This window comes from Synechococcus sp. MIT S9504, assembly GCF_047497135.1.
Classification (GTDB): Bacteria; Cyanobacteriota; Cyanobacteriia; order PCC-6307; family Cyanobiaceae; genus Synechococcus_C.
In genome coordinates this window covers 2,373,072-2,398,028 of sequence record NZ_CP138942.1, presented here as the reverse complement: position 1 = coordinate 2,398,028, position 24,957 = coordinate 2,373,072, and the positions used below count along the sequence as shown (strand labels likewise).

The following is a 24,957-nucleotide window of genomic DNA, read 5'->3' as shown; positions in this document are numbered from 1 at the left end:
GTCATATGTTGTGTCAAAGTACTTTCATCCTGTGATTTCAATTAAAAGCTGTGTGGCCTCAAGAGATCTCAATAAAAGTTCTACCCCTTTAAAGTGTTGTATGTCTGGTAGATTCCGTGAATTTTGTACGATCTAAAATTGCTTATACTCTTTTTGGCTTATCACTGAGTGCTCAAGTTATATTGCTGCCTTTAATTGACTCTATAATTGTTAATTCAATAATTCTTCTGTTGGTTTTGGGCGGCTTTCTTTTTGTTTCACAATATAAATTGCTTGGTGGATTTGGGAAATTAATATTCATCGTTGGCTTGTTTTCCTCCTTACTTGATGGTGGTGTGTTGGGTCCCGCCATATCTTTTATTCCATTTGTTGGTTTTTTGTTTCTTCCTTTGTCATTGACTAGATTGAATCTGCATAGCAATTATTATCAAAAAATAGACATTTTGGTGGTTTTCTCGATATTGGTAGGTGCCTGGATTGCGTACTATCAATTTGGCTTGCACGTGGTCAATCTGCTTTCGCAACTCTATTTATATCTTATTATCCTGAATTTTATCTTCATTGGAAAAGCCAATCAGCTTACAGTTCTTTTATGTGTCTCAGCTGCACTTATTAGTAATCCAGGCGGCATAGGTTCTAATAGGTCATCCGTATTTTTGCTTTTGTCGCTTATAAGTAATGAGAATTTTCTTTGGTTAAAAAATAAAGTTTGGGGTATTAGTGCTTCCAAAATTTTTAAGTTTATGGTTGTTATCACACTGCTCTTCTCTCTTGTTTTTATAATCTATAGCAATCCAAAGTTTCATACCGATTATGAAGAGGTGAGATTCCTTTGGTGGCAAGAAATCATAACCTTTGATCCGGAAATGATTTTTTATAATTTGTCTAATTTGGGCCCATTGCTTTACCCTTTCAACCCACATAATAGTTTTTTATATATGCTATTATACGAAGGAATCCCAGGATTAGTTAAAGTTGTTCTGTTTGCTATTTCATCTTTTTCTATACCTTTTGGTTTGTGGTTGGCAATCTTTCTAAGGTCATTTTTAGACAGTTTCTTTTTGGTTGGCGGGCATGGTATTATATTTTTTCTCTTTTTAAATTCTCAGTTTTTCAGACTTAAGAATCTCCGTGGTTCTAGAACCTTCTGATCTTTCAAAAGACTTTTTGCTCGGTTCTCAATCCCCATATTTCTTGTATAGTTGAAGTTTTTTAGTGCAATTAGTGAGCTATAGTCATTCTTATCCTCAGATATTTTGCTCACTTTGCAAATAACTTAACTAAGAAAATAGTTTCGATTTGAGCTATAAGCCGTGTTCGATTTGCACTAATGCTTGACCTTTTTCTTAGATGGCATAATTTATTGTTTAGGATTTTGCGCCCCATCATGTCTTACCTGAATCATTGTGTATTGCCTGTAGGAGAAATACCACATTTGAAAATTGGTCAACTACTTGTATATCAGGTGTTGTCTTTGGATCTAGCCAATACTTGTTTTTCTAGTTTATACTTAGTGCTATAGTTGTGGACGATTTATTCTAGCAAGTGAAAATTTGACTGAGTTGAAGGCTTGATATTTTTGCTGCCATGCTTCACTTGACAAGCTATCAAATGAGAGGATATTAAACCATGAAATCACAGTCTTGTTGGCTTTGATATTAAATTTATGAAAATATCGAGAATTTACTCCTCTCTGTCAATTTGGCTGCATAGGACATCTGATTTACTCGATATTCCTAGATAGAAAGTTTTCGAGACACTTGGCATTAAAGTTTGATCAGATCTGCGTTGGATTCAGATGTAATTTAATTGGATTAAATTGCTTTTCCCGTATATTATATGACTTTGCATTTTATCCCTTTACCTCATATTTTATAGTGTGCTTTTTGTTTCCGTTCCCTTTTGACTTTTCATAAGTGCGACATAGTTGAAATCACCAATTTCTCTGGCTGGTTATGTTTTTTCTAGAGTAGATTTCATGCTTGTTCTTTTGCTGCATCCACTCTAAAGGCGTATATATTTATATAATAAATCATGCTTCAACTGATATGTTTAAGGAGCTATTCTTTTGCAATTCACTGGTAGTTGCTTGCCCTATCAATCCGATATAAGCCGCATCAATTTACTCAAAGCTTAGAGTCGTTGTGTCCTATAATTGCTTGCATATGGTTAGGAGTTCTTCCAGAATGATCTTTAAAGACATTGCTTCATTTATTAAGTATTCCATAGATCTCTTTCGTGACGACGCTTCCCCGGAAGGATTGACTTTTAGAAGCTATTATGCATCCTATATGGACTACTTTGGTAATGCTATCTCGTTTCAGTTTAACAAGCAAACTGAACAGGTTTGTTCTTTAATCAATAAATTTAAGACATCTCCATCTATTTTGGAAGTTGGGTGTGGGTGCGGTACTGAAACTCTTTGGTTTGCATTATCAGGGGCTGTAGTTAAAGGCATTGATCTAAGAGAGGATCGTCTAGAAACTGCTAGATACAGGAAGAACATGTTAGAACATAGTTTTGGCATAAACCTAGATGCGACTTTTGAAAATGTAGATATATTTGAATACGCCAGCGCTTCCTGTAGTCAAAAGCGTGTTGATATTATATGGATGGAACAAGCTTTCCATCATATTGAGCCACGAGAAGAGTTGCCTGGCGTTATATACAATCTACTTTCTGACGATGGATTTTGTGTTATTTGCGAATCCAATGGTTGGAATCCATTTTTGCAATATATATTATTTAGAGAGCGAGGATTTGAACTTGTAAAGACTTTTTTAGATGATAACGGTAAAGAACACTTGTATGGAAATGAAAGAATAACTCGCCCTTTTAAGCTCATCAGGCTTTTTGAGAAACACGGATTTAAGCTTATTTTTAAGGAGTACTTCCGTATTTCCCCAAACAAAAAGTTTGCTGATTGGTTTTATTCTTTTGAGAGGTATATTCCTGAGTATTTGCTTCCGCTTTTTGTTCATTATACAGTCGTTCTTCAAAAATGCTGATTTATGCCATCGGTTAGATCTTTTTATTCCGTTGGCGCCATTGGACTTTATTTTTTATTTTTTATGATTTCAGTTCCAATCACTAAAGTACTCGTTGTTATATACTGCCATTCTATAAAGGCAGGTGGTGGAGCTGAGAGGAGATTTGCAAGGGTAATTCAATATCTTGGTAGCAGGAAAATATCTACAATACTCTTCGTTCCTTCAAACCTTTTCTCCTCATTCCGTTCGTATGATTTGCTTGATGCTTCTCAGGAAGTGATTAAAATTCCAGGCAGGGGTATATTATGTATTTTGCATTTTAATGCGTCTTTGATTTTCAGGACCCTCTTTCTACGCCAATTTGATGTTGTCCATAATGTTTTAATTCAAAAATCTCTCCTCCCTTACTATATATTTCTTTATCTATTTAAACGCCTTGGATTCAATCGTCCCCGCGTTATCAATACAGTTGCTAATTATCCTTTGGCTTATGGTTTGCCATCTCCGGTAGAAAACCGTCTTTTATTCTCACTATATCTTCAATGTGCAGACCATATTGACTCTCTGTACGAGTTAAAAAAAACAAATGTTCAATGTCCTGTAACTATAACACCTTGTTCTTTTACTGACTATAGCCTCTTTCGTCCTGGGAAAAAAGAAAACCATGTCGTGTTTGCTGGAAGAATGGAAGTATCAAAAAATCCATTGCTTTTCGTTTTAGCAGTAGCACAGGTTCAGCGATTATGCCCTTCGAGTATATTGAAGCATTGGAGATTTAGTATTTATGGTAATGGTTCTCTTTCTGGAGAAGTTAATTCATTAGTTTCTTCTCTCTCTCTTCATAATTTTACGTTTTCCAAATGTGCAGACTTGAGGACAATCCTCCCTACATCCAGAGTTTTTCTTTCATTGCAGCAGTATGAGAATTACCCTTCTCAATCCTTGATGGAGGCTATTTCTTGCCATAATATCATTATTGCTACAAACGTAGGGCTTACTTACAAGCTTCTACAACCTGAGTCCTCTATTCTTGTTAGCCCCTCTCTTGATGATGTTTACAAGGCTCTTCTTGACGTGATAATGGGCAACCTTAAGATTAGTGACGAACAATTACATGCGTCAGCAGATTGCTTGCAAAGATTTCATACTGTAGAAACATTCGGCAATTACCTTATGCAGCTTTGGCAGAACTAGTGGCACAGTGCCTCAATTAACGATTTTGTGGATTGATAGGTTGTGCTCTCTTCCGCAGCCTGTGGGTATTATATTCTCATGTATCGTTAATAATTTAGACTTTCTGCTATCCTGCTAATGAGCTTTAATTTTAATTGCTTTCTCTTAGCCAAGGAAACACTTATTTTCAGGCTCTCCCCACCTGTGAAGCAGGCCTCCATGCGCTTTCCCATTTGCTGCAATTTTATGTGTTCAGATTAGAACGCTTGAACCTGAGCGATTTATAGTTTTTTCTCAATGCTATCTATGTAAGCTTCATCATTCTCGTACTTCTCGAATATGTTGGCTGCATGTTCCATTTTCATCGATTTATGTAGTTCCTGTATTTATCGTCATTGATCGATTGCGAATTAATTTTCTTGATCTTTATTTATACAAATGAAAATCTTTGTTTTAGCTGGCTTTTCACGATCTCTAGTTAATTTTCGGGGGCCTCTCCTCACCGCACTACGCAATCTCGGTCATGAAGTTATAGCAGCTGCTCCTGCAGATAATGGTACAGATTATGCTCGTAAGGTCCTTGCACGGCAAGGTATTCGTTTCGAGGTGGTGCCGTTTGCGAGAGGAGGTATCAATCCTTTTTGCGATTACCTTGCCTTTCTCGAGCTAAAAAAGCTACTTCGAAATTATCTTCCAGATATGCTTATTTCATATACAATAAAACCTGTGATTTATGGTGGATTTGCATGTAATTCTATTGGTAATATCTCATTTGTCCCCACGATAACAGGTCTTGGCTATGTATTTACTGAGGGCAACGAATTTAAAAGGCGTTTGATTCGGGCTTTGGTTCAGAAGCTTTATCGTAAGTCACTGAAGTCAGCAAAAATTGTGATTTTTCAAAATCCTGATGACGAGCGTTTTTTTCGTGATCGCAGATTAATTGCAAAGCAATTGGACAGTGTTCGCGTGTACGGCTCAGGCGTTGATATGGATATGTTTCCCCCTGTCCCATTACCCTCCAAACCCGGCTTCCTCATGTTGGCGCGTCTTTTAGTCGACAAAGGGGTTAGAGATTACGTTAAGGCTGCAAAGATTGTTAAAGCTCGTTTCCCTGCTGCTTTGTTTCAGCTTGCAGGCGCTTTTGACCCAAACCCATCGGGTGTGACTGCTGATGAGGTTGATTCCTGGTCTGAGTCTGGTGTTCTTGATTACTTGGGTGATGTTGAGAATGTTCAGCCGCTTTTAGCTTCTTGTCGTTTCTATGTGCTCCCGTCCTTTCGCGAGGGCACGCCTCGATCTGTTCTTGAGGCTTTGGCGACTGGCCGCCCTGTTATAACAACTGATGTTCCCGGTTGCCGTGAAACGGTCGATCATGGGATCAACGGGCTGTTGGTTCCACCTCGGAACGCCTATGCTTTGGCGGGTGCCATGATTCAGATGCTTGAAGCACCTGAATCAGAGGTACAGAGCATGTCTTATGCCAGTTTGGCTCTAGCAAAGGAGTATTATGACGTCCACAAAGTAAATTCTCAGTTACTTGAAGTAATTGGCGCATAAATATATGCTCTTGAATTCTTTTGTGTCCTTTTGATTGTGTTATGGCTGCTTTCTCTTAGTACTAATTGTACCTTGCTCGGCTGTTTTTTGTCTAAATGATTCGACCATCGAGGGCATCGCTTTTTGCTTGCCTAGTTCCGCGCGAAGCTTAACATTTGTGATTTATGCGCCGTCTTGATAGAATTCAATCGCATTTTGCAAATTCTAAAATAGCATTCGTGTTTGTCTCGCTGAATGCCAGCTCTATTTGTGTATGTGCTCGCCGCTGTAATTCTTTTTAGCTTCTAGTGTGAGCCTTGTGATTTCTTCTTGTCGTTTTCCGCGCAGCGTGGTTGCTTAGTAGCGGTTTCGTCGTGAAATATTGTTGATCGCCCGTTGGATCTCTGTTGAGAGGCTTGATTTGTTGCTAAAATGCATTGTCTAGCAATCATTTTGTTTGTTAGAGTTTGTTTGATCGGTCCATATTCTTAAAAGAATACAAGACTGCAATTTTTTTAAAATTCCTAGAGTAAGCGCTTGTAAGATATTTGGGCTTGCTTCAGTGCCTGCTATAAGTTCAATTTCTAGAATGCTTTTCTTGATGTTGATTTCTCGCTAAGTGATATTGTTTTTATAGAGCTAAGATCTCTGATTATGTCCTTTCGTCACACAGGCGAAAACAATCTTAAAACGTCACGAGTGAATCCACTATGTCGCTGTTCATAGGATCTATATCTATCCTTGAAGCCTGGTGATGTCGGATTTGCTTCTCCTCGGCGCTGGTGGTCACGGCCGGGTCATCGCAGAAACGGCCCTGGCCACAGGTCGTTTCAACCGGATTTCCTTTCTCGATGATCGCTGCTGCGGCCCTGGTCAGCTGCCCGATCAACTCGGCTGTCCCGTGATCGGCCCCTTATCTGCTGCCCTCGATCCCCACATTCGCCAGCAATTTTCAGCTGCGATTGTGGCCATCGGTAATGCCGCCTTGCGAGTGCAGTGGTTGCCTAGCCTTGCTACTGCTGGCTACGAGGTTCCCGCATTAGTTCATCCTACTGCTTGTGTGTCTCCTTCGGCTCAGCTTGGCGTTGGCTCAGTGGTGTTCGCTCAGGCATGCATTCAGGCCCAGGCCATCATCGGCAGTGGTGCCATCCTCAATACCAGTTGCTCCTTGGATCACGACGCCCAGCTTGGCAATGGCGTCCATGTGTGCCCCGGTGCTCACCTGGCTGGCGAGGTTCAGGTGGGTAATCGCAGTTGGATCGGTATCGGCGCCTCCGTGATTCAGCAGATCTGTATCGGCGACGATGTAACCGTGGGGGCCGGTGCAGCGGTTGTGCGTGATCTGCCTGATGGCGTCACTGCCGTAGGCGTTCCAGCCAGGGTGTTTCCCACCGTATAAGCAGTCATCTTTTGTTTTTTTCTCGTGACCCTTGCTCCCTGGCCCCACTTCGACGCCGATCAGATCGACGCTGCAAGCCAAGTGCTCGCCTCCGGCAAGGTGAACGCCTGGACAGGTCAGGTCACTCGCAACTTTGAGCAGGAGTTCGCAACTTGGTGCGGTACTTCACGCGCGATTGCTATGGCCAATGGTTCCCTGGCCCTTTCTGCGGCCTATCTGGCGGTTAACCTCGGCTCCGGTGATGAACTAATTACTACACCTCGCACGTTCATCGCTACTGCCTCCAGCGGTGTGTTGCTCGGTGCCAAGCCAGTCTTCGCCGATGTCGATGCCGACTCCGGAGCCATCACTGCCGACACGATCGCGCCGCTGATCACTCCTTTTACCAAGGCCATCTCTGTGGTGCACCTTGGCGGTTGGCCTGCTGACATGCCCGCGATCCTCGATCTGGCCCGCGACCACGGCATCGCCGTGATCGAAGACTGCGCTCAGGCTCATGGCGCTCGAATCCACGGCCAATCCGTCGGCAGCTTCGGTGATGTGGCCGCTTGGAGCTTCTGCCAGTGTTAGGTGGCCTGTAGAGCTTCAGCGTGGCTTTGCAGAAAACGGGGCTGGCGGATCAGGCGGCCTCAAGCTTGCTGATGCTGTTGCAGCACAGTTCCGCTTACGTGTCTTTGCTGGTGATCTATGCGATCACCCTGGTGGCAACCGAACTGCTCAGCAATGCGGCCGCCGTGGCTCTTGTTTTACCGATCGCCTCTGCCGTGGCTGCTGGCTTGGGGCAGCCGCCGATGTTGTTTGCCACCGCTGTGGTGTTTGCTGCCAGCCAGAGCTTTCTCTCGCCAATTGGTTACCAAACCAATCTGATGGTGTACGCACCTGGGCGCTATCGCTTCCTTGATTTTTTCTATTTTGGTTGGCCGCTATCGCCGGCTTACAGCGTGATGGTGCCACTGCCACTGCCACTGCCACTGCTACTGCTTTGGTTTGCTTGAAGGCCAGAGATTTTCCTTGATTTTGTAAAGTATGAATTTGAATTGCTTGATTGGTCTTCTTCTTGGGATTCTTCGATAATCTGCTCGAAAAATCCTTTGTGTGTGATTGTTTTCGGATCGGGCAATTGGGCGTAGTAGACTTTGATTGGGAGCGGTTAAAATTTGCATTCTTTTGTTTGGTTTAATTTGCAAATGAATTGTAATTATCTTCTTGTGAAGAGCCTTGTTGACCGACTCGTTGCACTTCTTTCGCTCGCGCTGCTTTCGCCTTTGCTCTTAGTGGTTGCGCTTTTGGTGCGATGGCATTTAGGCGCTCCAATTCTTTTTCGGCAGGAGCGTCCTGGTTTCCAAGGCCGCCCTTTTAGGCTAATCAAGTTCCGCACTATGACTAGCGCCCGCGGCGTCAGTGGTCTCCTCCTGCCCGACAGCGAGCGGCTCACTTCTTTTGGTATCTGGCTTCGGGCTACCTCGATAGATGAGCTGCCATCTCTGATTAACATACTGCGAGGAGAGATGAGTTTTATCGGGCCGCGGCCGTTATTAATGGAATATCTTCCCCTCTATTCCCCCGAGCAAGCCCGCCGCCATGATCTGAAACCAGGTTTTAGTGGTTGGGCCCAAATCAATGGCCGTAATGCCATATCTTGGGAGGAAAAATTTCGTCTTGATGTTTGGTATGTGAATAATAAGAACCTGATGCTCGATTTGTATATTCTTGTGCTCACCATATGGAGGGTGGTGCGACGAGAGGGCATCAACGCCGTTGGAGAAGCCACGATGGCTCCATTCACGGGCTCCGGTATGAGTCGATGAGCTCGCTCCTAATTCTTGGTGCAGGTGGTCACGCCAAAGTGATAGCTGAAACAGCCCTGGCGAGTGGAGTTGTTTCCAGCATTTCGTTTCTTGATGATCGCTATCCATTGCCATTTGTTCTGGGTTGGCCCGTAATTGGTCCTCTGGCTATGGCCCTTCAGTCCTCCATTATTTCTCAATTTGATATTGCATTGGTGGGTATCGGCCATGCGGCCACCCGCTTGTTTTGGATTGAGAAGCTTCAATCCGCCGGTTACAACCTGCCAGTGTTGTTGATGCATCCCATCCTGGATATCTCCATCTGCTCAGATCGGCCCTGCTTCTGTGGCTTTTGCTCAGGTCGTCGTCCAAGCCCAGGCCTCCATTGGAACTGGCGCCATCCTCAATACTGGCTGCAGCGTTGAACACGATGTAAAACTCGCCAACGGTGTTCATATTTGTCCTGGCGCTCGTCTGGCTGGTTTGGTGCAAGTCGGCTCTTGTAGTTGGATCGGTATCGGCGCCTCCGTGATTCAGCAGATCTGTATCGGCGACGATGTAACCGTGGGGGCCGGTGCAGCGGTTGTGCGTGATCTGCCTGATGGCGTCACTGCCGTAGGCGTTCCAGCCAGGGTGTTTCCCACCGTATAAGCAGTCATCTTTTGTTTTTTTCTCGTGACCCTTGCTCCCTGGCCCCACTTCGACGCCGATCAGATCGACGCTGCAAGCCAAGTGCTCGCCTCCGGCAAGGTGAACGCCTGGACAGGTCAGGTCACTCGCAACTTTGAGCAGGAGTTCGCAACTTGGTGCGGTACTTCACGCGCGATTGCTATGGCCAATGGTTCCCTGGCCCTTTCTGCGGCCTATCTGGCGGTTAACCTCGGCTCCGGTGATGAACTAATTACTACACCTCGCACGTTCATCGCTACTGCCTCCAGCGGTGTGTTGCTCGGTGCCAAGCCAGTCTTCGCCGATGTCGATGCCGACTCCGGAGCCATCACTGCCGACACGATCGCGCCGCTGATCACTCCTTTTACCAAGGCCATCTCTGTGGTGCACCTTGGCGGTTGGCCTGCTGACATGCCCGCGATCCTCGATCTGGCCCGCGACCACGGCATCGCCGTGATCGAAGACTGCGCTCAGGCTCATGGCGCTCGAATCCACGGCCAATCCGTCGGCAGCTTTGGTGATGTGGCCGCTTGGAGCTTCTGCCAGGAGAAAATTATTTCCACTGGCGGAGAAGGTGGGATCGTCACCACTAATCGCGCTGATCTCTGGGATCTGATGTGGGCCTTCAAAGACCATGGAAAAACCCATGAGGCGGTCTTCGGCCGCGAACATCTCCCCGGATTTCGCTGGCTGCATGAGCGCTTTGGCTCCAACTTTCGCCTCACCGAACTGCAGAGCGCTATCGGCCGTATCCAGCTCCAACGCCTGCCTGAGTGGACCGCCGCTCGCACCCGCAATGCTCTGCTGCTCGCAGAAGCTCTAGCCGATTGCTCCGCCGTGCGTGTACCCATGCCTCCGGAGGGCATCAACCACGCCTGGTACAAGTTCTATGCCTTCGTGAAGCCAGACGCGCTGGCCGAAGGTTGGAGCCGAGATCGCATCCTTGGCGAGATTACAGACCTCGGCTATCCCGCTCTTTCAGGCAGTTGTAGTGAGATTTATTTGGAGAAGTGCTTCCAAGAGGCTGGCCTGTTTCCAGCTAAGCGTCTACCTGTCGCTCGTGAGCTGGGCGAGACCAGCCTGATGTTCCTAGTGCATCCCACCATCTCTACAGAGCAGATGGCTGGCTATGTCGAGGCTGTGAGGTCTGTGGTGTTGCGGGCTTGTCGATGAATCTTTTTTCACTGCGCCAGGCCGTTCGGTTGCCTCCTCTTGCCCGTCGGCTGCTGCTGATATCAATTGACACTCTGTTACTTCCTTTGGCGGTGTGGCTCAGCTTCTGGCTGCGGCTGGCTCAGCCGTTCCATCCCAGTTTTCAGGCTTCAGGCTTGTGGATGTTGCCTGCAGTGCTCCTGATCGGTCTGCCGCTCTATGCATTTACTGGGCAATACAAGGGCCTCACGCGCTATGTCGGCAGTCGTGCTCTCTACCGCCTTGCCGGCCGCAACGGATTGCTGATGCTGCTGTTGGCATGCACCGGTGTGATGCTCCGTTTACCTATGCCGCCTCGCAGCAGCTGGATCCTGCTCTGGTTGCTGCTCACCGGCTTCACCGGTGCAATTCGCTTTGCTTTGCGTGATCTTCTCCTTTCGCTCCGCTCGGTGTCGCACAACCAGCAGATGGTGCGTGTCGCTATTTATGGCGCTGGTGAGGCAGGAGCACAGCTCGCTGCAGCGCTGAATCTTGCAGGTAACCACCAGATCATCACGTTTCTCGACGACTCTCCGGTTCTCTGGCGGCGCACGATCAACGGCATTCCGATCCAGCCGCCCCAGGTGCTGAATGAGATCCAGGATCAGCTCGATCAAGTGTTGCTGGCAATCCCCTCAATGCCGCGTAGCGAACGCCGCCGCATCGTGGCTGATTTGCAGCGCCAGGCGATCCCGGTGCTGCAAATCCCTTCCGTTGATGACCTCACCTCCGGTCTGGCTCGCATCGATGCGCTCCGGCCCGTAGCCATTGAAGACCTGCTTGGCCGCGATCAGGTGCCCCCACTGCCAGAGCTGCTCGGTCCTGGTCTCCGCGATGCGGTGGTGTGCGTCACTGGCGCCGGAGGTTCGATCGGTTCGGAGCTTTGCCGACAGATTCTGCAGCTGTGCCCCAGAGTCTTGATCTTGCTTGAGAGCAGTGAACCGTCTCTCTATGCGATTGAGCAGGAGCTGCGCCAGCAGTTGCCCGCTTCGGTGGAGCTGCTGCCAGTGCTTGGTAGCGCCGCCTACCCGGCGTTGGTGAAAAGGCTTTTTGCAGTCCATGGCGTGCAGACCGTGTTTCATGCCGCTGCCTATAAACACGTGCCTTTGGTGGAGGCGAACCCGCTTGCGGGCCTTGCCAATAACGTCGGGTCAACTCGGGTGGTCTGCCAGGCCGCCGTCGCGGCGGGCGTGCGCGAACTGGTGCTGATCTCCACAGATAAAGCTGTGCGTCCCACCAATGTGATGGGTGCCAGCAAACGCCTGGCTGAGCTGGTAGTGCAGGCTTCAGCTGTTGAGTTGTCGCAAAGCGCCTTGGCTGCTGGCCAGCCCCGCACCAACATGGCGATGGTGCGCTTCGGCAACGTGCTGGGGTCATCAGGATCGGTGGTTCCTCTGTTTCGCAAACAGATTGCAGCTGGTGGTCCGATCACACTCACCCATCCAGAAATCATCCGCTATTTCATGACGATCCCTGAGGCAGCCGAACTGGTGCTTCAGGCCTCCACCCTCGCCAGGGGCGGTGATGTTTTCTTGCTGGATATGGGCGAACCGGTGCGAATTAAAGCCCTGGCAGAGCAGATGGTGCGGCTTAGCGGTTTGTCACTTCGCAATGTGCGCAATCCCAACGGCGAAATTGAAATTGTTTGCACCGGTCTTCGCCCCGGCGAGAAGCTCTACGAAGAATTGCTGATCGATGCCGAATCTGAACCAACCCAACACCCCCTGATTTTCCGTGCCCAGGAACGATCCCTGCCGCCTGAACTGCTGTGGATTCGATTGGATGCGCTTGAGGCAGCTATAGCCTCACATGATGTCGAAGCTGCGCTGTCGTTGCTGGCGGAGTTGGTGCCTGAGTGGAAGCGGGGTGAAGTGTCTGATTGACTTTCAAACTCTCTCTGGTTAGGACTTGCCACTGTTCTGGCCATCCCGCAGACCACCACTTAAGGCCGTTTCGCTTATGAGAATCAGCGATAACCTTCCAGCGTTTGACGGCTTATCCCCTCCATTGAATGCAAGTTGCTTCAATTCGCTCTATTTGTTGCATCGGTGCTGGTTACGTGGGTGGCCCGACCATGGCGGTCATCGCCGACCAATGCCCTGAAGTACAGGTCACGGTTGTTGATATCAATCAAACTCGCATCGATGCCTGGAACGATGGTGACCTGAGCAAGTTGCCTGTATACGAGCCAGGCCTTGATGATGTGGTTCGGCGTGCCCGCGGCCGCAACCTGTTTTTCTCGACTGGTGTCAGTGAGGCAATTGCCGCAGCAGACATGGTCTTCATTTCCGTCAACACACCCACAAAAACCAAGGGATTGGGAGCTGGTCAGGCCAGCGATCTGCGCTGGGTCGAAGCCTGTGCTCGTCAGGTGGCCAAATCGGCGATGGGTCACACGATTGTTGTGGAGAAGAGCACGCTGCCGGTGCGCACCGCTGAGGCTGTGAAGGCCATTCTTTCTGCTGCCGAACAATCCTCTGATGGCTCAAAGGCCACCTTCGCAGTGCTGTCCAATCCTGAGTTTCTGGCGGAAGGCACTGCGATCCCCGATCTTGAATCGCCGGATCGAGTGCTGATCGGCGGCGAAGATCCTGAGGCTATCGATGCTTTGGCATCGGTCTATGGCCAATGGGTTCCTCAGGAGCGCATTCTACGTACCAACCTCTGGAGCAGCGAGCTCTCCAAGCTCACGGCAAATGCATTTCTTGCCCAGAGGATCAGCTCAATCAATTCTGTTGCTGCCCTCTGTGAAGCCACTGGCGCTGATGTGCGTGAGGTGGCCCGGGCGATCGGCAGCGACAGCCGCATTGGTTCCAAATTTCTTCAGGCCGGCCCAGGTTTCGGTGGCAGCTGCTTCCAGAAAGACATCCTCAACCTTGTCTACCTCTGCAGGCATTTCGGGCTTCCCGAAGTGGCCAATTACTGGGAATCGGTGGTGCAGGTGAACAGTTGGCAGCAGCACCGCATTGCTCGCACTGTGGTGCAGAAACTATTCGGCACCGTCACTGGAAAGCGTCTGGCCATGTTTGGTTTCGCATTCAAGGCCGACACCAACGACACTCGCGAAGCCCCGGCCATCCGTATTGCCAAAGACCTGCTGGAAGAGGGCGTTCAGCTCGCCATCCACGACCCTAAGGTGGATCCGGAGCAGATTGCCCGTGATCTGAACTTGCCGGCCAGCACTGCACCGGATGCGGAATTAGGTCCGACTCGTGCGGCACTCAGCGGAGAGGGCACCTGGTGGCCCAGTGACGACATCTCCTTGGCGTTGCAGGGAGCGGATGCCGTACTCATCCTCACGGAGTGGGCTCAATATCGAGAACTCGATTGGTCGGCACTGGCGCCATTGATGCGTCAGCCCGCCTGGGTGTTTGATGCCCGATCGGTGGTCACGCCGACTGAAGTACATGCTGCTGGTCTGAACCTCTGGCGTGTAGGAGAGGGGCAGCCATGACACGCACTGTTCTGGTCACCGGTGCTGCTGGATTCATCGGTGCTGCCCTCAGCCTGCGTTTGTTGGAACGGGGAGAACGGGTTGTCGGCATCGACAACCTCAACAGCTACTACGACCCCCAGCTCAAATGTGCCCGCCTTGCCCGGATTGAGGAAAGCTCCTGCAGATGCCTGGCGATTTGAACAGCTATCCCTGGAGGATGGCGAAGCGTTGATGGCTCTGTTTGCTGCAGAACAACCAAGGCTGGTGGTGAACCTGGCTGCGCAGGCTGGTGTTCGCTATTCACTGGTAAACCCAGCGTCCTACATCCAGAGCAACCTGTTGGGTTTTGGCCACATTCTTGAAGGTTGTCGCCATCATGGCGTGGACAATCTGGTTTACGTCTCCAGCAGTTCGGTGTAGGGCGGCAATCGCAATTTGCCATTCCACGAACAGCAGCCCGTCAATCATTCGGTGAGTTCGTACGCCGTCAGCAAGAAGGCTAATGAGCTGATGGCTCACACCCATAGTCACACGTATGACCTATCGGCAACCGGATTGCGGTTTTTCACCGTGTATGGCCCCTGGGCCGGCCAGATATGGCGCCGATGCTGCTTGCCAAGGCAATTCTGGCTGGTGATCCGATCAAGGTGTTCAACCACGGCAAGATGCAATGTGATTTCACTTACATCGACGACATCGTCGAAGGGGTCCTGCGTTGCTGCGACAAGCCACACACCGCCAATCCCGATTTCGATCCGCTTCAGCCCGATCCGGCTACGGCTGCAGCTCCTGATCGTGTGTTCAATATCGGCAATAGTCAGCCCTCCGAGCTCTTGCGGTTTATTGAAGTGATGGAGCCGGCGATGGGCAAAGAAGCGATCAGGGATTTCCATCCCATGCAGCCTGGCGATATGGTGGCCACTGCTGCGGATACCCATGCTCTCGAGGATTGGGTTGGGTTCCGTCCGAGCACGCCGATTGAAGAAGGTGTCGATCGATTTGCCCGTTGGTACCGGGGGTTTTACGACGTCTGAGTGTGATCCCCACTGGGCTGAACGTTTTCTATGGCCTACTGGCTGAGCAAAATCCTGCCCCTGGCTCTGCTGCCTCTTGGCCTCAGTCTGATCCTGCTACTGGTGGGCTTGATCGGTCGATGGCGCTGGCCGGTAATCATGGCTGTCGTGTTGCTTTGGCTGTTTTCTCTGGGCTTGGTGAGCCAGAGGCTCTGGCGCTTGTTGGAGGCCCCCTGGCAACGTCAACCTGCAGCCGATGCAGCATCTGCTGATGCGATCGTTGTGCTGAGTGGTGGGCGTCACCCGGCTCCCGGCGCTGAGAAGATCAGCGAGTGGCGTGACCCGGATCGATTCCTAGCTGGGCTTGATCTGTATCGGCAGGGCAAAGCACCGCGCTTGCTATTTACCGGCGGTGCCAGTCCGTTTCGCCCCGGCCAGCCACCTGAGGGGCAGCGTTACCTAGAAGAAGCTCAGCAGCTGGGTGTCCCTGCTGCGGCTATGCAGAGCACGAAGCCTGTCGTGAACACAGCCCAGGAAGCCGCTGCGATTCGTCAGCTGTTGCAGGACTCTGATCGTTCAACCATGCCCCCACGCGTTCTTCTGGTCACCAGTGCCTTTCATATGCGCAGAGCACAACACTTGTTCGAGCGTCAGGGTCTGAAGGTGGTTCCATTCCCGGTGGATTTCCAGGCCCGTGGCCAATGGGCAGGGCCGATTTGGCGTGATCCCACCCAGTGGTTTCCGACCGCTGGGGCCCTTTATGGCAGCTCCCGGGCTTTGCGTGAGTTGCTTGGGAGACTGGTTTATCGAGCCTGGTAGCGCTTCGCGGCGAGCGTCATCAATGGAGACCTAGCCAGTCTCTGAGAGCCAGCTTCAGCTCGTCCATCACGTTTGTCTCCAGGCAGCCAATCGAGCTGCCGATGTCGCCGATTGGAACCGTGAAAAGCTTGTCCACCATCAGCTGGGATCGTTTGTGCAGGCCATTCATGGCGCTGGGTTCAACCATGATGCGCACCAAAGGGGCTTCGATCAGGGTGCTGGTGAGTGGACACAGCGTGACGCTGGGATGGCTGCTGAGCCAACGATTTGCTTGCACAACAACTGCTGGTCTAGGTTTGCCGGAATACGCACCAGGGCTGGCCACAGTGATGACATGACCTCTTTGAATTTGCAGAGAACTCATGCTGTCCAGTCGTCCCAGTCGGGGAGTGGTTCCGACCACTGCTGAGTAATGCTGCTGGCCGATATCAAGTTGGATTGCCGCTTGGCCTCCTCGTCTCCGTCAAAGCGGGATAAATAATGGGCAATGGCCTCCCTCACGCAAGCGCTGCGAGTTTTGCCCAAATTGTGCGCTAGGCGATCCAGCTGCTGTTCGAGCTCTGGCTCCAGCCGTATTCCAATCGCCATGACAAGAAAGTGTTAAACAATCTGTTTAACAGCCTAGCGGTTAGGTGTTGGGTCAATAGTCATTCGACCAAGTTGTCGTTTATTTAGCAGCGGTCGTAATAGCGTTTACCGTCCACCCGTTTCCGGCGGTGCCGACTAGATTCTCTGCGCGAATACTCGCTCGCTGTGGGATTGGCCACGACAGGATCCACATGGGCCACCTGTTCCCATAGTTCCCTTGGAGCCCATCGCACTGTGTGATGAACTCGATCGTGCTTGATCACATGGCACCAGTGCAAACTTCCGCACTTGGGGCAATACAACTCTTCCAGCCACTCATTACTGAGCACCAGCACTGGATAGGCGTTGATGATCAGCTGGGCGCGTTTCGCTGAAATGCCTCGCTGCTGAAGTTGTTCCGGCTGCAGCAGGTGCAGGTAGTACTTCCTGCCGTTGCCTTCGATGAGCTGCTCAGGATGCGCTGGGCAGAACAGTTGCCGCTTCTTGGTGCGGCGATTGCGCTTGGTTGAACTGGAAACCCTGGAATCGGCTTGCTTCTGGTCAAGAAGAACCATTAGTGACTGGCGGTCCTTTCAACCGTATGCTGACGAGGTGGCCTTCGTCTGCTGCTGATGCATGGACTGCATAGTCGGGATCGAAACTGATTGGATTAAGTGATTGCTGGGATGGATCCGCAAAATCACCACAAAAAAACCGAGTAGAAGCCCGGAAGATTTGCTTCTGATGCTGATGCCGTACTAGTCAGGCGGAACCGACACCAGTATAAGAACCGTAAAAGAACAGTCCAACAACAAAAATTGCAGCCATTCCGCCTGCTGTTGCGACTAGCCAGAGAGGCAGAGCTCCCTCAGTCCAGCGTGAGCGCCATTTGACGGCGGGAGAACCGTCGGGTAGACGGTCAGGAATACGTCCGTCTGGCAAATTGCCTGCATTCTTAGGCTTCATGATTTAAAACCTCAGTTGAAGAAGTAGCTGGAGAACAAAATGCCGGTGACGAACACGAACAGCAATCCTAGATAGAGACTGGTTCTGTTGAGTTCAACAGGCAAGGTGTTGGGATTTTTGTTGCGCTCCATGATGAGTCAGATCTATTGAATCAACGACGGATGAACTGCATGGCTGCCAGAGCACCCAAGAAAAAGACGGTTGGCACACCCAGAGTGTGGAGTGCAAGCCAACGGACCGTGAAGATCGGATAAACGCGAGGCTTAGAGGTGGTTGGAGATTGGGTCATGGATGGGGATTACTTGTTCAGGCGGACATCGAGGTCGGATTTGCCTTCGAATCGCTGGCTGAGAACGGGTGCTTTGCCTTCATTGACCTGGAAGTAAGCATCCGGTCGGGGAGTTCCAAAGGCGTCGTAGGCAAGACCTGTCGACACAAACAGGAAGCCTGCAAGGAAAATGGAAGGTAGCGTGATGGCGTGGATCACCCAGTAACGGATGCTGGTGATGATCTCGAAAAACGGGCGTTCACCCGTAGAGCCTCCAGCCATGAAAAAGATCCTCTGACTTGGGAGATCCTAAGTGCATAGGGCTCATGTCCGCGCACGAGCCTTCTGGTTGGTTACGAAGAGTTGTTGGTCGGAGGGGGAAACGATTCAAGTCAGCGCCGACCAACGCAGCATCAGACCCCTTTCACCCAGCAGGAACGCATGCTGTTGGCGATCCGTGTCGTCAAAGATGAAGCGCGTGAAATTGGTTGGAGCCTGCACGCTTTCAGGATCGCGCTCCCAGCTGTTGCCTTCGTCTCGGCTGACGAGAAGGGTGCCGTTGCCACCGCTGGCCCAGATCGCGCCGTCATCAGACCAGGCCATGTCCAGATACCCATAACCATTGGTGATGGGGATGATTGGCTTGCTCCAGTTTTCGTTGTCAGAGGCGTCCTCGTTGAAGCGAATCTGAGCACCGCGAGCCACCATCCAGAGCCGGCCATCAGGCTGGTAGCCGATGCTCTGAAGACGTTGGCTGCTGACCCGTTGGTGAACCTGCCAGACAGGTTGTCCGGGGTCCCAGGTGGCATAGAAGTTGCCAAGGCTGCTCACGCTCACGTAGGCACCATCAGGGCTTCGGCGCAGGTCACGTGTTGCACCGGCTGCATCGCTGACTTCAGCATCCCAGCTGCCACCACCGTCGCTGGTTCGGTAGACAGCCCCCACGTTGGTGGCCAGTTCGGCGCTGTTGGGGCCAAGGGCAGTGATCAGATAAGGCTCTCCTGGCAGCTTGGTGTCCAGGAACAGTCGCGTCCAGTTCTGTCCACCGTCGGTGGTGTGCATCAGCAGGCCGGGCTGACCGGCGATCCAGCCGTCATCACCATCAAAAGCGATGCTGATCAGGCGGAAATTCTCTTCCTCCGGCAGATCCAGACTGCGTTCGTTCCAGCTCGCGCCACCATCGTTGCTCTCAAGAATCAGGCGATTGCTGCCCACCAGGAAGCCATGGTCGGCGCTGGTGAAAGCAATGTCCAGCGGATTGGCCTGGGTGTTGAGATCAATCACCTGCCAGGGGCTGGCGGTCGCTGTTGGAACTTTGGTGGTGACGCAACCACCAAGACCGAAGCCGATGCAGACCACAAGTGCTAACTGGGCCAGGGATTTGATCAGGGAATTCATGCCGGATTGAGAATGAAGGCAGGCTTGGAGCAATGCGGGTGATTCAGCGCGAAACCATCTGCGCAGATGAATCAGCGCTTAACGCAGGGAATACAACGAGAGGAAGAACGCAAATCCAAGAGCCAAACTGCCAAAGATCAGCACATTCTTCTGGCCTGGAGTCAAGCGGTTGACACCCAGTCCGAAATCGAGATTTTCTTCAAAACCGCTGGCCTTGGAGCGCGGGCCGATGTCGCGGAAGGCGCCAACTTTGCTGCGGCAGACGGGACAGCGAAACGTGAAAGCATCCAACTGTTGAAATGGAGTGCCTGTTTCGATACGCAATTTTTTGACGCCTTCTTCAGGGTCGTAAACGAATCCGCAGCTTCTGCACTCGAAGCGGTGCGTGAGTGGATCACTGGCTTGTTCCGCCAGAGTTTTCTCTGGGGCGCGAACCTTGGCCTCAGCTGAGATCTCCTCAGAGGGATCCGCTTCTGAGCTTGTCTGCTCGTCGTCAGTCATGCTCTCACTCGCAGGGTCCTGCGGTGCCTGTATTTCGTCGCTCACCGCTGACTGACCGAAGGGTTGACACTCTATCTGCGTTACCCGGCCAAACGTCAGCCAGAGGCTGTAAATGCCAGACTGAATCGCACATTGGTGCTGCCCAGATGTTTGTGCTCCCGGGCTATGACGCCTTCCTGGGCTTTCTGTTGATCGCCGGAGCTGTGCCTGTGCTGGCTTTGGTGACCAACAACCTTGTGTCCCCGCGCAGTCAGGTCGGTGAGCGCGAGCTCACCTATGAATCGGGCATGGAGCCGATCGGTGGGGCTTGGATCCAGTTCAACATCCGCTACTACATGTTTGCGCTGGTCTTCGTGATCTTCGATGTGGAGACGGTTTTTCTCTACCCCTGGGCCGTGGCATTCCACCGACTAGGTATTTTGGCTTTCATAGAAGCGTTGGTGTTCATTGCCATCCTCGTGGTGGCTTTGGCCTATGCCTGGCGTAAGGGCGCCCTGGAGTGGAGCTGATCCCATGACCTCATCCATTGAACGAGCTGCAATAACCGGGGAAGCCCCCTCAATCCAGGCCGTTCGCGACCTGAGGGAATCCAGTTGTGGGCCAGTGGCTGGTGCTGCTGATGGGGTGCCGACGGTTACTCAGGACCTCAGTGAAAACATCATTCTCACCAGTCTTGATGATCTGCACAACTGGGCCCGATTGAGCAGTCTCTGGCCACTTCTCTACGGAACAGCGTGCTGTTTCATCGAATTCGCTGCCTTGCTGGGCTCGCGTTTCGATTTCGACCGCTTTGGTCTTGTGCCACGAAGTTCACCTCGCCAGGCAGACCTTTTGCTGGTTGCTGGCACAGTCACCATGAAAATGGCGCCTGCATTGGTGCGTCTGTATGAGCAGATGCCCGAACCCAAATATGTGATTGCCATGGGTGCTTGCACCATCACCGGTGGCATGTTCAGTGCAGACTCGACCACCGCTGTTCGTGGTGTGGACAAGCTGATTCCGGTTGACCTTTATCTTCCCGGCTGTCCGCCAAGGCCTGAGGCGATTTTTGATGCTGTGATCAAGCTGCGCAAAAAAGTAGCCAATGAATCCGTGGCCGATCGCCGTCTGTTGATGCAAACCCATCGCTACTGCACGGTGGAGCATGCGATGACTCCTGTTGAGCCGATCGTCACCGGCGCTTACCTGCGTGCTGAAACACAGGTCGCCGCTCTCAAGCCAGGTGCCGGTTTGCCGATGCCCGCCCTAGAGACTGCCCAACCCGAGAGGGTCGAAGCCGAGACCGTCACGATCCCCGAAGAGTCATGAGCGCCACCCCTGAGAAGGACACCAAGCCCGAGAAGCTCCCCGAAGCTGAGAACAATCCAAAACCTGAAAAGGAGGCTAAGAAGGATGCTCCAGTGGCAACAGGCCCCGAACCAGGGCCCGTCAGTCAATGGCTGAGTGAGCAAGGCTTTGAACACGTGGTTCTAGATCCTGACCATGTCGGGGTTGAGCAGATCGGTGTTGAGGGATTGTTCCTCCCCGTGATTGCAGCGGCACTCAAGAGCCATGGATTTGATCATCTGCAGTGCCAGGGCGGTTATGACGAAGGGCCCGGCCAGCAACTCGTCAGCTTCTATCACTTCATTGCCATGGCAGAGGTTGCCGACGGTCTTGTGGATCAGTTACGCGAAGTGCGCCTGAAAGTGTTTCTCCCCAGAGAGGGAGAGCCGAGTATTCCCAGTCTTTACGGCCTGTTTCGCGGGGCTGATTGGCAAGAGCGCGAAACATTCGACATGTTCGGAATCACGTTTGAAGGTCACCCCCATCCCAAGCGCTTGCTGATGCCTGAGGACTGGACCGGTTGGCCTTTGCGTAAGGACTATGTGCAGCCTGACTTTTATGAAATGCAGGACGCATATTGATATCGAAAAAACATTTTGCTTTTTGAGTCCTTGAGATTTGGGCGCGTTGAATCAGCTCGCTATTGAAGTTTTATCGGTTTTGTGCTTTCTGTAAAAGCGCATCACTCCCAGCGCCAGACTGCGTGGATCATGACGCAGGGTTGCGGTTGGCCTGCTGCCTTGCAGTGGTGCTTCCATTACGTCGTACCCCTCGGTCTCCAGCTCGCGGCGATTGCAGGTCACCGGCTCAGCGCCGCGTGAGCGGTAATGCTTGATCAGGGGTGAGTCTGCGATGGGTTCCTGAGCGAGCACGGCGTCAAAGAGTCGATGGTTGATGCCCAGTGAGGCCAGTTGCGCTTCGATGGCCCTCAGATGTCCGCTCACATCCAGTCCGTCAGTTTCACCGGGCTGCGTCATCAGATTGCAGATGTAGAGCCTGGGTGCACGGCTGCGCTGAATGGCACTCACCAGTTCAGGAACCAGCAGATTGGGCAGCAGTGAGGTGTAGAGGCTTCCTGGGCCCAGCAGAATCAGATCCGCCTGGGCAATGGCTTCCAAAGCTCTCGGCAGTGCTGGGGGTCGTTCCGGCAGGCACCCCAGGCGAACGATCGGGCTCGGTGCCTTTCCGATCGCCGATTCCCCTTCGATGCGGCGACCGTCCTCCAGTTCCGCCCACAGCCGTACATCCACATTCGTGGCAGGCACCACCTGGCCTTGCACCGCCAGCACTCGGCTTGAGGCGGTGATCGCCGTTTCCAGGCTGCCGGTGATGGCGGTGAGCGCCGAAAGGAAGAGATTGCCGAAGCTGTGACCCTCAAGGCCTCCTCCGGCGGAGAAGCGGTACTGAAACAGACGCGTCAGCAGTGGTTCTTCGGTGGATAAGGCGGCCAGACAGTTGCGGATGTCGCCGGGTGGCTGTACGCCAAGCTCTCGCCGCAGCACGCCGCTGCTGCCGCCGTCGTCAGCCACGGTGACGATGGCCGTGATGTGGCTGCTGTAGCGCTTGAGCCCACTCAGCAGCGTGGAAAGTCCGGTGCCGCCGCCGATGGCCACGATGTTCGGGCCACGGTTGAGGCGGCTTTTGGCGCGCAGTGCATCCACCAGAACGGTGTCTTTTTCAGGAGCCAGGGCCTGCTGGATGGAGCCGAAGCTGCGGCTCTGCCCCCAGAGCAGCAGACCGATGCCCACGAGCAGCACCAACGGACCGGTAATCCCCCTGGGCAGGACTCGGGTGATCCAGCTCAATGATTCCTGGATGGCCCAGAGCATCCAGTAGATCGGCTGTAAATCGGCCCAGACGGCAGCGCCGAGCAGCGCCAGCATCAGTCCAATCCCTGAGGTGAGCAGCCAGCGCTTCACCACCAGACCTGGCTGAAGCCAGCGCACCGCTCGGCGGGAGCGCATCATCAGATCACGCTGCCGTGCGGCCTGCATGGCCCGGATGCGTTGACGGCGTCCGCGGTGGCTGGGGCTGGTCAAGTGCAATCCGGGGCCGGGGTCGTCGCTTCCCTTGCGATGAGAGAACTGTACGGAAGTTGTTCTTGATGGCCATCCCCTTCGCTGCAAACAAGGCAAGATGGGCCTCTCACGCGCAAAAGCCCCGTGCCGACCAGGCTGGACCCGACATCTCCAGCAACCCAGACGCCTGTGGTGGAGATGCGTGACCTCACCATGCAGTGGGGGGCCAAGCCGGTGCTCGACAATGTGAAGCTGTCCATGCAGCCGGGTGAGCGTATTGCCGTGGTTGGGCCTTCAGGGGCGGGGAAGTCCACGGTCCTGCGGTTGTTGGCTGGTCTGCAGTTGCCCACTGCCGGTGAACTGCGCCTGTTTGGTGAACCGCAGGATTACCTCCGCCTTGATCAGCGCCGTCCGCCGGACGTGCGACTGGTGTTTCAGAACCCTGCATTGCTGGCCTCACTCACTGTTGAAGAAAACGTCGGCTTTCTGTTGATGCGCCTCGGCCGACTGAAAGCTCCTCAGATTCGTGAGCGGGTTCAGCAGTGTCTTGAGGCCGTTGGCCTGAATGATGTGGCTGATAAATATCCCGGCCAGCTCAGTGGCGGCATGCAGAAACGGGTGAGCTTCGCCAGGGCTCTGATTGACGATCCCGACCGCGAAGAGGGGGCGATGCCACTGTTGCTTTATGACGAGCCGACGGCAGGGCTTGATCCGGTTGCCTCAACCCGCATCGAGGATCTGATCGTGAAGACCACCACCGTGGCCCGAGGCTGCTCGGTCGTGGTGAGTCATGTGCAAAGCACGATCGAACGTTCAGCGGAACGCATCGTGATGCTCTACGGAGGCCGTTTTCAGTGGGACGGCAGCGTCGATGAGTATCGCTCCACCGACAACCCCTACGTCGTTCAGTTCAGGACGGGTAACCTGCGCGGACCGATGCAGCCCTCCGACCAATGAGCCATGCGCCGTAGTGTCCGCGAAGCCCTGGTTGGCTTTTCGATCGTCGGAGCGATCGCAGGATTTGCCGGCACCATGCTGTGGCTCAGAGGAGTGCGTCTTGGGTCGGAGACCTGGACTGTGACTGCAGACTTCGCCAATGCCGGAGGACTGGCGGCCCGCTCACCCGTCACGTTTCGCGGAATCATGGTGGGAACGGTCCGATCCGTCAAAGTCACTCCGATGGCGGTGAAGGCCATGTTGGAGATCCATGCCGACGATCTCAAGCTGCCGTTGCCTGTGAAGGCTTCCGTCTCTTCGTCATCACTTCTGGGGGGCGATTCACAGGTTGAACTGGTCACAACAGGCTCGCCGCTACCAAAAAATGCGCCCACGCCGAAATCAGGCCGTTGTCGCAACAGCGGAATCCTTTGCGATGGTGCAACCGTTCCTGGCGAGTCAGCGGCGAGTCTTTCCACCGTGACAGCCACCCTTGAGCAGCTGCTCAATGAGGCTCAGAAATCGAACCTGATCCCCGAACTGGTGGAGTCCACCAAGCAGTTCGGGATCACCAGTAAGGACGCTTCGAAGTTTCTGAACACGGCTGATGTGGCGGCTGAAAATGTCGACACGCTGGTCCACCAGCTGCGCGCTGAAGTGGCCAGAGCCAAGCCCACCATTGAAAATCTGAACAAGGCAACGGCTGAGGCTGCCGATGCTGCTGCCCATATCAACAATTTGGCAGGCGCGATCGACAACCCTGAAACAGTGAGCGATCTCAAGCAGACGGTGACCAATGCCCGTGATCTCACGGCTCGCATCGATCAGGTCGGCGGTGATATCGAACAGCTCACCGATGATCCCCGTTTCATGAAGAGCCTGCGCAGCGTGATGATCGGGCTCGGGACTTTGTTTGAGGAGGTCTATCCCGCGCAGACCGGTACATCGAATTAGTGCTGCA

General features: G+C 52.3%; 29 protein-coding genes and 1 pseudogene. 20 read left to right on the top strand and 10 right to left on the bottom strand.

What is annotated here, in order from left to right:
• The first annotated feature begins 230 nt into the window (after nt 1-230).
• The 15 genes and pseudogenes from SIB58_RS13350 to SIB58_RS13280 all read left to right on the top strand — a co-directional run bounded on the left by SIB58_RS13350 (nt 231) and on the right by SIB58_RS13280 (nt 16,016).
• Nucleotides 231-1,151, top strand: coding sequence for a hypothetical protein (locus SIB58_RS13350; protein ID WP_197461170.1), 921 nt, complete (start codon nt 231-233; stop codon nt 1,149-1,151).
• 1,035 nt (nt 1,152-2,186) lie between these two features.
• Nucleotides 2,187-3,008, top strand: a complete 822-nt coding sequence (locus tag SIB58_RS13345) for a class I SAM-dependent methyltransferase (protein ID WP_197461169.1) — start codon at nt 2,187-2,189, stop codon at nt 3,006-3,008.
• A 3-nt stretch (nt 3,009-3,011) separates the two neighbouring features.
• Nucleotides 3,012-4,184, top strand: a complete 1,173-nt coding sequence (locus SIB58_RS13340) for a glycosyltransferase (RefSeq protein WP_082823398.1) — start codon at nt 3,012-3,014, stop codon at nt 4,182-4,184.
• 417 nt (nt 4,185-4,601) lie between these two features.
• On the top strand, nt 4,602-5,723 hold the full coding sequence (locus SIB58_RS13335) for a glycosyltransferase family 4 protein (protein ID WP_067326748.1): 1,122 nt from the start codon (nt 4,602-4,604) through the stop codon (nt 5,721-5,723).
• A 733-nt stretch (nt 5,724-6,456) separates the two neighbouring features.
• Nucleotides 6,457-7,101 carry an acetyltransferase gene (locus SIB58_RS13330; RefSeq protein WP_414494661.1) on the top strand — a complete coding sequence of 215 codons (645 nt, stop codon included), beginning with the start codon at nt 6,457-6,459 and terminating at the stop codon, nt 7,099-7,101.
• 24 nt (nt 7,102-7,125) lie between these two features.
• A complete protein-coding gene (locus SIB58_RS13325) occupies nt 7,126-7,671 on the top strand; it encodes a DegT/DnrJ/EryC1/StrS family aminotransferase (protein WP_414494660.1) in 546 nt (181 codons plus the stop codon).
• A 20-nt stretch (nt 7,672-7,691) separates the two neighbouring features.
• Nucleotides 7,692-8,096 (top strand): SLC13 family permease, encoded by a 405-nt coding sequence (locus SIB58_RS13320; RefSeq protein ID WP_067326466.1) that lies wholly within the window; start codon nt 7,692-7,694, stop codon nt 8,094-8,096.
• 162 nt (nt 8,097-8,258) lie between these two features.
• Nucleotides 8,259-8,909, top strand: a complete 651-nt coding sequence (locus SIB58_RS13315; RefSeq protein ID WP_304440877.1) for a sugar transferase — start codon at nt 8,259-8,261, stop codon at nt 8,907-8,909.
• On the top strand, nt 8,906-9,313 hold the full coding sequence (locus tag SIB58_RS13310; RefSeq protein WP_197461140.1) for a hypothetical protein: 408 nt from the start codon (nt 8,906-8,908) through the stop codon (nt 9,311-9,313). Before SIB58_RS13315 ends, SIB58_RS13310 begins: the two co-directional genes overlap by 4 nt.
• A 61-nt stretch (nt 9,314-9,374) precedes the next feature.
• Complete coding sequence (locus SIB58_RS13305) at nt 9,375-9,539, top strand: acetyltransferase (RefSeq protein ID WP_231884173.1); 165 nt, start codon at nt 9,375-9,377, stop codon at nt 9,537-9,539.
• A 24-nt stretch (nt 9,540-9,563) separates the two neighbouring features.
• Nucleotides 9,564-10,730, top strand: a complete 1,167-nt coding sequence (locus SIB58_RS13300; protein ID WP_082823358.1) for a DegT/DnrJ/EryC1/StrS family aminotransferase — start codon at nt 9,564-9,566, stop codon at nt 10,728-10,730.
• Entirely contained in the window at nt 10,727-12,631 is a 1,905-nt protein-coding gene (locus SIB58_RS13295; RefSeq protein WP_067326460.1) for a polysaccharide biosynthesis protein, read from the top strand. Before SIB58_RS13300 ends, SIB58_RS13295 begins: the two co-directional genes overlap by 4 nt.
• Nucleotides 12,632-12,759: 128 nt before the next feature.
• Nucleotides 12,760-14,202: a nucleotide sugar dehydrogenase gene (locus tag SIB58_RS13290; protein ID WP_067326457.1), complete on the top strand. Its 1,443-nt coding sequence runs from the start codon at nt 12,760-12,762 to the stop codon at nt 14,200-14,202.
• A pseudogene (locus tag SIB58_RS13285) lies at nt 14,199-15,218 on the top strand (NAD-dependent epimerase/dehydratase family protein). Before SIB58_RS13290 ends, SIB58_RS13285 begins: the two are co-directional and overlap by 4 nt.
• 30 nt (nt 15,219-15,248) lie before the next feature.
• Nucleotides 15,249-16,016: a YdcF family protein gene (locus SIB58_RS13280; protein ID WP_067326454.1), complete on the top strand. Its 768-nt coding sequence runs from the start codon at nt 15,249-15,251 to the stop codon at nt 16,014-16,016.
• Between the two features lie 19 nt (nt 16,017-16,035).
• On the opposite strand, the gene SIB58_RS13275 is transcribed toward SIB58_RS13280, so the two are convergent.
• The 9 genes from SIB58_RS13275 to SIB58_RS13235 all read right to left on the bottom strand — a co-directional run bounded on the left by SIB58_RS13275 (nt 16,036) and on the right by SIB58_RS13235 (nt 19,761).
• Nucleotides 16,036-16,380: a type II toxin-antitoxin system PemK/MazF family toxin gene (locus SIB58_RS13275; RefSeq protein ID WP_231884172.1), complete on the bottom strand. Its 345-nt coding sequence runs from the start codon at nt 16,378-16,380 to the stop codon at nt 16,036-16,038.
• Complete coding sequence (locus SIB58_RS13270) at nt 16,377-16,604, bottom strand: ribbon-helix-helix protein, CopG family (protein ID WP_067326451.1); 228 nt, start codon at nt 16,602-16,604, stop codon at nt 16,377-16,379. The genes SIB58_RS13275 and SIB58_RS13270 overlap by 4 nt, the downstream gene beginning before the upstream one ends.
• A gap of 83 nt (nt 16,605-16,687) precedes the next feature.
• A complete protein-coding gene (locus SIB58_RS13265; RefSeq protein WP_067326448.1) occupies nt 16,688-17,158 on the bottom strand; it encodes a hypothetical protein in 471 nt (156 codons plus the stop codon).
• 187 nt (nt 17,159-17,345) lie between these two features.
• Nucleotides 17,346-17,549: a photosystem II reaction center protein J gene (locus SIB58_RS13260; protein ID WP_066904826.1), complete on the bottom strand. Its 204-nt coding sequence runs from the start codon at nt 17,547-17,549 to the stop codon at nt 17,346-17,348.
• An 11-nt stretch (nt 17,550-17,560) separates the two neighbouring features.
• Complete coding sequence (locus SIB58_RS13255; protein ID WP_066904825.1) at nt 17,561-17,680, bottom strand: photosystem II reaction center protein L; 120 nt, start codon at nt 17,678-17,680, stop codon at nt 17,561-17,563.
• A 20-nt stretch (nt 17,681-17,700) separates the two neighbouring features.
• Entirely contained in the window at nt 17,701-17,838 is a 138-nt protein-coding gene (gene psbF / locus SIB58_RS13250) for a cytochrome b559 subunit beta (protein ID WP_067326446.1), read from the bottom strand.
• Nucleotides 17,839-17,847: 9 nt separating this feature from the next.
• A complete protein-coding gene (gene psbE / locus SIB58_RS13245; RefSeq protein ID WP_066904822.1) occupies nt 17,848-18,099 on the bottom strand; it encodes a cytochrome b559 subunit alpha in 252 nt (83 codons plus the stop codon).
• A gap of 105 nt (nt 18,100-18,204) precedes the next feature.
• Nucleotides 18,205-19,215 carry a photosynthesis system II assembly factor Ycf48 gene (locus SIB58_RS13240; protein ID WP_066904820.1) on the bottom strand — a complete coding sequence of 337 codons (1,011 nt, stop codon included), beginning with the start codon at nt 19,213-19,215 and terminating at the stop codon, nt 18,205-18,207.
• Nucleotides 19,216-19,293: 78 nt separating this feature from the next.
• Nucleotides 19,294-19,761, bottom strand: a complete 468-nt coding sequence (locus tag SIB58_RS13235) for a rubredoxin (RefSeq protein ID WP_231884171.1) — start codon at nt 19,759-19,761, stop codon at nt 19,294-19,296.
• Between the two features lie 101 nt (nt 19,762-19,862).
• On the opposite strand from SIB58_RS13235, the gene SIB58_RS13230 reads away from it, so the two are divergent.
• The 3 genes from SIB58_RS13230 to SIB58_RS13220 are packed head-to-tail and all read left to right on the top strand — an operon-like array spanning nt 19,863 to nt 21,623.
• The gene (locus tag SIB58_RS13230) at nt 19,863-20,225 is read left to right on the top strand and encodes an NAD(P)H-quinone oxidoreductase subunit 3 (protein WP_067326441.1); all 363 of its coding nucleotides are present in this window, start codon (nt 19,863-19,865) and stop codon (nt 20,223-20,225) included.
• Nucleotides 20,226-20,229: 4 nt separating this feature from the next.
• Nucleotides 20,230-21,024 (top strand): NADH-quinone oxidoreductase subunit NuoB, encoded by a 795-nt coding sequence (nuoB, locus tag SIB58_RS13225; protein WP_197461138.1) that lies wholly within the window; start codon nt 20,230-20,232, stop codon nt 21,022-21,024.
• On the top strand, nt 21,021-21,623 hold the full coding sequence (locus SIB58_RS13220) for an NAD(P)H-quinone oxidoreductase subunit J (RefSeq protein WP_074159253.1): 603 nt from the start codon (nt 21,021-21,023) through the stop codon (nt 21,621-21,623). The genes nuoB and SIB58_RS13220 overlap by 4 nt, the downstream gene beginning before the upstream one ends.
• 51 nt (nt 21,624-21,674) lie before the next feature.
• On the opposite strand, the gene SIB58_RS13215 is transcribed toward SIB58_RS13220, so the two are convergent.
• Nucleotides 21,675-23,036 (bottom strand): gluconeogenesis factor YvcK family protein, encoded by a 1,362-nt coding sequence (locus SIB58_RS13215; protein ID WP_066905071.1) that lies wholly within the window; start codon nt 23,034-23,036, stop codon nt 21,675-21,677.
• Nucleotides 23,037-23,273: 237 nt separating this feature from the next.
• On the opposite strand from SIB58_RS13215, the gene SIB58_RS13210 reads away from it, so the two are divergent.
• A complete protein-coding gene (locus SIB58_RS13210) occupies nt 23,274-24,017 on the top strand; it encodes an ABC transporter ATP-binding protein (protein ID WP_067326495.1) in 744 nt (247 codons plus the stop codon).
• A gap of 3 nt (nt 24,018-24,020) precedes the next feature.
• Nucleotides 24,021-24,950 carry an MlaD family protein gene (locus SIB58_RS13205; protein ID WP_067326438.1) on the top strand — a complete coding sequence of 310 codons (930 nt, stop codon included), beginning with the start codon at nt 24,021-24,023 and terminating at the stop codon, nt 24,948-24,950.
• Nucleotides 24,951-24,957 lie beyond the last annotated feature (7 nt).

What these genes read in the sequence shown, in the direction of transcription:
- SIB58_RS13345 (WP_197461169.1), top strand. Translation starts at nt 2,187, where the DNA reads ATGATCTTTAAAGACATTGCTTCATTTATTAAGTATTCCATAGATCTC.
- SIB58_RS13340 (WP_082823398.1), top strand. Translation starts at nt 3,012, where the DNA reads ATGCCATCGGTTAGATCTTTTTATTCCGTTGGCGCCATTGGACTTTAT.
- SIB58_RS13335 (WP_067326748.1), top strand. Translation starts at nt 4,602, where the DNA reads ATGAAAATCTTTGTTTTAGCTGGCTTTTCACGATCTCTAGTTAATTTT.
- SIB58_RS13330 (WP_414494661.1), top strand. Translation starts at nt 6,457, where the DNA reads ATGTCGGATTTGCTTCTCCTCGGCGCTGGTGGTCACGGCCGGGTCATC.
- SIB58_RS13310 (WP_197461140.1), top strand. Translation starts at nt 8,906, where the DNA reads ATGAGCTCGCTCCTAATTCTTGGTGCAGGTGGTCACGCCAAAGTGATA.
- SIB58_RS13295 (WP_067326460.1), top strand. Translation starts at nt 10,727, where the DNA reads ATGAATCTTTTTTCACTGCGCCAGGCCGTTCGGTTGCCTCCTCTTGCC.
- SIB58_RS13290 (WP_067326457.1), top strand. Translation starts at nt 12,760, where the DNA reads ATGCAAGTTGCTTCAATTCGCTCTATTTGTTGCATCGGTGCTGGTTAC.
- SIB58_RS13280 (WP_067326454.1), top strand. Translation starts at nt 15,249, where the DNA reads ATGGCCTACTGGCTGAGCAAAATCCTGCCCCTGGCTCTGCTGCCTCTT.
- SIB58_RS13275 (WP_231884172.1), bottom strand. Translation starts at nt 16,380, where the DNA reads ATGAGTTCTCTGCAAATTCAAAGAGGTCATGTCATCACTGTGGCCAGC.
- SIB58_RS13270 (WP_067326451.1), bottom strand. Translation starts at nt 16,604, where the DNA reads ATGGCGATTGGAATACGGCTGGAGCCAGAGCTCGAACAGCAGCTGGAT.
- SIB58_RS13265 (WP_067326448.1), bottom strand. Translation starts at nt 17,158, where the DNA reads ATGGTTCTTCTTGACCAGAAGCAAGCCGATTCCAGGGTTTCCAGTTCA.
- SIB58_RS13260 (WP_066904826.1), bottom strand. Translation starts at nt 17,549, where the DNA reads ATGAAGCCTAAGAATGCAGGCAATTTGCCAGACGGACGTATTCCTGAC.
- SIB58_RS13255 (WP_066904825.1), bottom strand. Translation starts at nt 17,680, where the DNA reads ATGGAGCGCAACAAAAATCCCAACACCTTGCCTGTTGAACTCAACAGA.
- psbF (WP_067326446.1), bottom strand. Translation starts at nt 17,838, where the DNA reads ATGACCCAATCTCCAACCACCTCTAAGCCTCGCGTTTATCCGATCTTC.
- psbE (WP_066904822.1), bottom strand. Translation starts at nt 18,099, where the DNA reads ATGGCTGGAGGCTCTACGGGTGAACGCCCGTTTTTCGAGATCATCACC.
- SIB58_RS13240 (WP_066904820.1), bottom strand. Translation starts at nt 19,215, where the DNA reads ATGAATTCCCTGATCAAATCCCTGGCCCAGTTAGCACTTGTGGTCTGC.
- SIB58_RS13230 (WP_067326441.1), top strand. Translation starts at nt 19,863, where the DNA reads ATGTTTGTGCTCCCGGGCTATGACGCCTTCCTGGGCTTTCTGTTGATC.
- nuoB (WP_197461138.1), top strand. Translation starts at nt 20,230, where the DNA reads ATGACCTCATCCATTGAACGAGCTGCAATAACCGGGGAAGCCCCCTCA.
- SIB58_RS13220 (WP_074159253.1), top strand. Translation starts at nt 21,021, where the DNA reads ATGAGCGCCACCCCTGAGAAGGACACCAAGCCCGAGAAGCTCCCCGAA.
- SIB58_RS13215 (WP_066905071.1), bottom strand. Translation starts at nt 23,036, where the DNA reads ATGCAGGCCGCACGGCAGCGTGATCTGATGATGCGCTCCCGCCGAGCG.
- SIB58_RS13210 (WP_067326495.1), top strand. Translation starts at nt 23,274, where the DNA reads ATGCAGTGGGGGGCCAAGCCGGTGCTCGACAATGTGAAGCTGTCCATG.
- SIB58_RS13205 (WP_067326438.1), top strand. Translation starts at nt 24,021, where the DNA reads ATGCGCCGTAGTGTCCGCGAAGCCCTGGTTGGCTTTTCGATCGTCGGA.